4 protein-coding genes are annotated in these 5,686 nt (G+C 72.1%); 3 read left to right on the forward strand and 1 reads right to left on the reverse strand.

Features of this window, described 5'->3' with window-relative positions:
• The 3 genes from AOK08_RS17905 to AOK08_RS17915 all read left to right on the forward strand — a co-directional run.
• A partial coding sequence (locus tag AOK08_RS17905; protein ID WP_157876713.1) for a hypothetical protein occupies positions 1-785 on the forward strand: 785 nt, incomplete at its 5' end.
• Positions 782-1,954 (forward strand): ATP-binding protein, encoded by a 1,173-nt coding sequence (locus tag AOK08_RS17910; protein ID WP_055526809.1) that lies wholly within the window; start codon positions 782-784, stop codon positions 1,952-1,954. The genes AOK08_RS17905 and AOK08_RS17910, both read left to right, overlap by 4 nt.
• 133 nt (positions 1,955-2,087) lie before the next feature.
• Positions 2,088-4,427 (forward strand): hypothetical protein, encoded by a 2,340-nt coding sequence (locus AOK08_RS17915; protein WP_055526814.1) that lies wholly within the window; start codon positions 2,088-2,090, stop codon positions 4,425-4,427.
• Between the two features lie 109 nt (positions 4,428-4,536).
• Here the strand turns inward: AOK08_RS17915 and AOK08_RS17920 are convergent, their stop codons facing one another.
• On the reverse strand, positions 4,537-5,550 hold the full coding sequence (locus tag AOK08_RS17920) for a hypothetical protein (RefSeq protein ID WP_055526812.1): 1,014 nt from the start codon (positions 5,548-5,550) through the stop codon (positions 4,537-4,539).
• Positions 5,551-5,686: the final 136 nt, after the last annotated feature.

Here is a 5,686-nt window from a genome sequence, read left to right on the forward strand (position 1 = left end):
CGCCGGCCTTCGCCAGCGCCGCCGGGAACGCCGACTCCCCTGAGCGGGATGCCCAGTTGGTGTACTGCCTGGACCCCGTCCACCGCGCCGACCTGCTCACTGCGGCCGTCCGGCTGGGACTGCTGAAGGCCAACGCCACGGTGTCGCCGGAGCAGTGGGCCAAGGACAAGGGCGACGACTTCGGGCGGGCCTGCGCCGCGCTGATGGCCGCCGAGTCGGACTCCCCGGGAACAGCCGCGCAGGCCAAGGGCGCGAACGAGGACAGCTGGTTCATGGGCCTGGTGAAGCAGTTCCCGCTGCTCCTGCTGGGTGCGCTGCTCCCCCTGGCCGGTCAGTCCTACGAGCGGGTGTCGTCCCAACGCCGCGAACTGCGGCAGGAGTTGGGGGCGAGGGAGAGCGCGTACCGGATGGCCGTACGGGAGTACCTCACCGCGTACGAGGAGGACGAGCGGGCGGACTACTCGGCGGTGCGTGCCGCGCGGGACGCGCTGGCCGTCGCCCTGTCCCGGGTGCCCGGTCCGGCGGTCCGGCGCGCGGCGGCCGAGGAACTCGCCGAAGGACTGCCGCTGGCCGAGCCGTTGCCGCACAGCGGCGGCCAGTATCTGCTCGACACGGCGACCCGCACCCATGACGCGGCCGAGGTGCACGCCTCGGTGATCGCCCGTCTTCAGGCACTGCCGAGACTCAACCGCGGTTTGATGTACTGGGGTTGGCGCACGGTACGAACCCGCCCGGACCACGCCGGACCAGTGGCGGCGGCAGGGGCATCGGGAGGCGGCGAATGATCGGGCCGCTCGACGAGACGGAGCACGCCAACCCGTTCGGTGTGTTTGTGCCGGAGAGCCGGGACCGGCTGCCGGCGACGCATGTGCGGCCGAAGGCCGACCATCCGCTGGTGCCGTGGAAGGAGCAGAGCCATGTCCACCAGTGGGTCGACGTCGATCACGCCGGCCAGCAACTGAGCCGGTTCGAGGAGTGTTTCCAGGAGGAGCTGCCCGGTCTGCTCGTGGAGGAGGAGGGCCGCGGCCATCTGGTCGTGGTGACCGGGCCCGTGGGCATGGGCAAGACCACCCTCATCCACCGGTGCGTGCACTGGGCGCACGAATACGTCCAGGGCCTCGCCCGTCCTGTCGTGGCGATGGCCGGGGGCTACCAGAACCTCGGCGACAAGGTCAGCTGGGATCCCAAGGGGCACTTCGCGGAGACCCCGCTGATCAACACCTTCATCCGCGACCGGATCGTCAGGAAGCTGGCGAAGGAGTTCCCCGGGGAGCCGCTCGACCCCGTGGTCACGGGGGACGACGTCCAGAAGGCGTTCAGCGCCATCAGCAAGCTGCTCGCCCGGCAGGAGAGTCTGCTGTTCGCGATCGTCCCGCACATCGACTGGCGGGACGCCGGGGGCGAGGTACGGACCAACTTCCTCAAGACGTGGCTGAGCCACGCGGAGAGCCGGATCGTACTGTTCGTCGAGATCAGTCACCAGAACCGCGACACGGCGGGTGAGGTGATCGCGGGACTGCCTTCGAACATGCCGGTCACCCACCTCTCGCTCGGCTCGCTCGCCACGGAGGACACTGTGAAGTTCACCGAGACCGCGACCGCCCGCGGCGGCCATCCCGACCCCGAGGGCACACGGCTGCCGCTCCCCGCCGTCCCGGCTCAGAGCCACGGCTCGGGACACGGCTCGGGGCAGGGCTCGGGACAGGGCTCGGGACAGGGGCAACGCCAGGCCCAGAGTCACGGCCAGGGCCAGGGCCAGATTCAAGGCCAGGGCCAGGGCCAGGTGCAGGACCCGTGGAGTCTCGCAGACGTGAGACATCTGCGCCGGGAGTGTTTCGCCATCGCCAAACAGCAGAGGGAAAGGGGAGAACCGGTGCATGTGACCGCCGCCCATCTCACCCCGCCGGCCATCGACCCCGCCGCCATGGGCCGGACGCCCCGCAGACCCGCCTAGGGCGTGTCGCGGGGTTCCCGACCCACCCGTACACAGGAACCGAGCCGAAGCGCTGAACAATCGAACCGCTGAACAGAAGATGCACCCGCTCGCCGCTCCCAAGGCCGACACCGGACACACGAGGAGTGCCGTCGTGACACCGACCAGTGGACACACCTGGCACCAGAACCCCTTCCCACTGAGCCCTGTCGTGCGCCTCGGGCCCTTGTCCGACCTGGGGGACGCGCGGGTCCGGGCGGCCGACTCCGGCAACGCCCACATCGACACCCCGCTGATCGAGGACGTCGAGGGGCTCGTCGACGACTACTTCGCGCCGCCCGCCGCCGGTGGCCGGCGCGGCCGGGCGATCGCCCTGGTGGGCGAGTTCGGCCTCGGCAAGAGCCACGCCCTGCGCCGGACCTACCAGACGATCCTGGCGCGGCGCCCCGAGACGGCGACCTGGATAGTGGACGAGCCCGCGCAGGACATGGGGCGGCTCTACCGCGACCGGCTGCGCGGCCCCGGCGACACCGAGCAGGGCAAACGGGCCTTCGAGGAGCTGGTGCGGGACTACTACGCCTATGTGACGGCCTCCCGGGTCGGCGCGGCGGACGACGACCCGCGCCGGGGCACCATGCGGGAGATCGCGACCGGTCTGCGCGACCGGGTCCTCGACCCGGACAAGGTCGTGTCGGCGCTGCGCTACGACCCCGAAGTGATCCACGCCGATCTGCGCGGCACCCTGGGCGAGGTCACCGAGCACCGCAGGTTCTCCACCGCGCTCGCGCTGCTGCTGGAGCCGCCGTTCAACCGGATGGTGTGGAACTGGCTGAACGGCGCCGAGCCCGCCGAGCCGCTGCGCGAGCGCGGGATCACCGAGGCGATAGGCCCGTCGGACGGGCGCCCCGGCCTCGCGGCCGGCATCGACCGCGTCTTCGACGCGCTGACCGTGCAGGGCTTTCTGCACGGCCGGGTCGGGCAGCCGTACGTCCTGCTCCTCGACTCGCTGGAGAAGGTGCTCGGCTGGCCCGACGACAGCCGGAGCGCGTTCATGGACGCCTTCGAACGCCTCATCAACATCTATACGAGCCACGGCGGTCTGCTGGTGTTCTGCTCCTCCCCCGACGGGCTGCGGGCGCTGCGCCAGAGCGTGCACGAGCGGGTGGTGCAACTGTGGCCGACGGGGCTCGACCAGGACCGTACCGGGAAGCTGGTGGCCCGCTATCTGGCCTCGGGCGGGGAGGCGGGCGGTTCGAGCGAGGCGGACGACGTGGGTGGGCCCGCTGTCGCGCCGCCGCCCACCGGGCCCTTCGACGGCGAGGCGCTGCGGCTGCTCCACGAGTTGACGGAGGGCGTGCCCCGGGAGGTGCTGAAGACCTGCCGGGAGGCCTGGCAGCTCAGCGAGGACAGCGAGGGGCTGGTGCGCCGGGTGCCGGGGGTGACGGTCCTCAAAGCGGTACGGGCGCTGCACGAGCGGGTGTCGTACCAGCGGGTCATGGGCGATGTGCACGACGCCCTCGACCTGGGCCAGTGGCGGATCGCCTCCCGTGATCCGGTGCCGCCGAGGCTCTCGCGCTCGGCGGGCGGACGGGAGGAGGTCCTGTACTGGCTGTCCCCGGCGCCGAACGCCTACATCGCGGTGGTGTACGCCCGATCCCTGCTCCTCGCCGACGACGTCGAACGGATCGTCACCCAGGTGAACGGACTGCGCGGCGCGGTGCGCCCGGGGCGGTTCGAGGCGCTGCTGGTGGTCAACGGACTGGTGTCGCACGCGATGCAGGACCGGCTGGGGCGGTCGATCGGCTCCCGCCCGCTGGTGTACCGGCAGGGCGGGTTCCCGAAGCAGGTGCACGAGGCGCTGTTGCAGTTGGAGCGGCGGCTCGTGGAGGAGGGCCGGGAGGAGGATCTCGCCGAGCTGGGCGAGCGGATGCGCCGGAATCTGGAGCAGCAGACGGCCCACCTCGACGAGATGCGCCGCAACCTGGCCGCGATGACGCTCGAGGTGCGTCCGGCCGCGACGGGGTCGCCAGGGGCGACGGCGGCGCCCGTACTGACGGGGCAGTCCGCTCGCGCGACTTCCGGGGCGGAGTCCGCCGAGGAGTTGCCGGGCCCGGTGCGGCGCCGGTTCCGGGACGCGCTGACGATGCTGGAGTCGGTGACCCGGCGGGTGGCCGGCCGGAGCCTGGGCCGTCGGGCGGCGGCGACCTCGGCTGAGCTGAACGTACTGGGCTGCGCGACCCTCGTACGGGCCCTCACGGAGGAGTTCCGGGGCGCGGTCGCGACCTGGGCCCGGGCGGCGACGCCGGGCACGCCGTCCGAGGGGCAACTGAGCGAACTGCGCCGGATCTGCCGGGAGTACGAGAGCGCGGTCGAGGTGCTGCCGGTGCATCTGCTGGGCAGCGCGGAGCACCAGCATCCGCTGACCCCGGCCCGCACGGTGGAGGTCCTGGCGGAGGAGGTGTGGGGGACGCTGAGCGCTTCCGCCGTGTCCTAGACCCGAGCGACCGCCGACCGCCAACTGACGGCTGACGGCTGACGGCTGACGGCTGACGGCTGACGGCTGACGGCTGACGGCTGTCAACTTCCGTTGCCTGTACGCGTGTTCAGCTCGGGGGCGGTACGGTCAGGCCGCCCGTGGTCCGGGCGAGGCCCGCGAGGCGCCGTTCCGCGTTGCCCACCTGCCGCTGGTCGAGCGTGACGCCGAGGAGGAAGGCGCGGGGCGAGGTCCAGTGGACGTACACCGCGCCCTCCTGGACGTCCAGGACGAGCCGCTCGACGGAGGCGCCGCTGCCCGGGGGCGGGGCGATCAGGTCGAGCGCGTCCTTGAGGCGGATCAGATGGCCGCGCAGACCGCGCGAGAGGTCGCGGTAGGCGGTCCGGCGGGTGCGCACGCTGACGTCCATGAAGCGCGGGCCGAGTTCCTGGCTGTCGAAGACGTCACCGACACAGACCAGGGTCCAGTCCCGGTAGTAGCCCGCGTACTGGAGGTCCGTGGTGTTGACGTGGGTGCGCCACAGGTCGCGCAGCCGCTGCTCGTACACGGTGTCCGGGGCGGCGGCGGTCCCGAAGTCGACGTGCGGGCCCCCGGTCGCCTCGCCGCTCTGCAGATGGGCCTTGGCCTGTGCGTCGCCGCCGAGCAACTCGTCGGGCAGCCCGTGCACTTCGGTCCGGATCCGGGTGACGAGCCCGTTCATCGCCTCGTCCATGTCGGGCACGCCCTCGGGTACGTCCGTCACCGCGGCCAGGAACTCGCCGGGCCGGGCCCGGCCGCCCCACAGGCCGGCCCGGGTGCCCGCGAGGACCGTGCGCATCAACTCACCCGTCTTCAGCGGGCGCAGGACGGCGCCGAGGTCCTGCGCGCAGAGCAGCAGCCGGGAGCCGGCCAGCGACTCGTTCTGCGCGTCGTCGCCGCTCTCGGTGAGCAGGCTGGAGAGCGGGGCGCGGTCCGCTCTCAGGACGGCGAAGTCGAGGATGCCGTTGCTGTAGTGGGTCAGGGAGCGGATCACGGGCGTCCGCGCCACGGTCTCCTCGCACAGCGCGGTTATCAGGCCGTGGCGCTTGGGAGTCCAGTGGGACTCCCTCAGCGTGGTGCTCCGGTGCGGTACGGGGGCTGCCACGGGTGCTCACCTTTCGCTGGTGGGTGCGGGGTCGCTCGGCGCTTGGCCGGGGCGGTGGGTCGGTGGTCGGTGGTCGGTGGTCTGGTGAGGCGGGGCCGGTGGGTAAGTGGGGCTATACGTCGGGCAGTTCCAGGTC

It is taken from the genome of Streptomyces graminilatus, assembly GCF_001418565.1.
Classification (GTDB): domain Bacteria; phylum Actinomycetota; class Actinomycetes; order Streptomycetales; family Streptomycetaceae; genus Streptomyces; species Streptomyces graminilatus.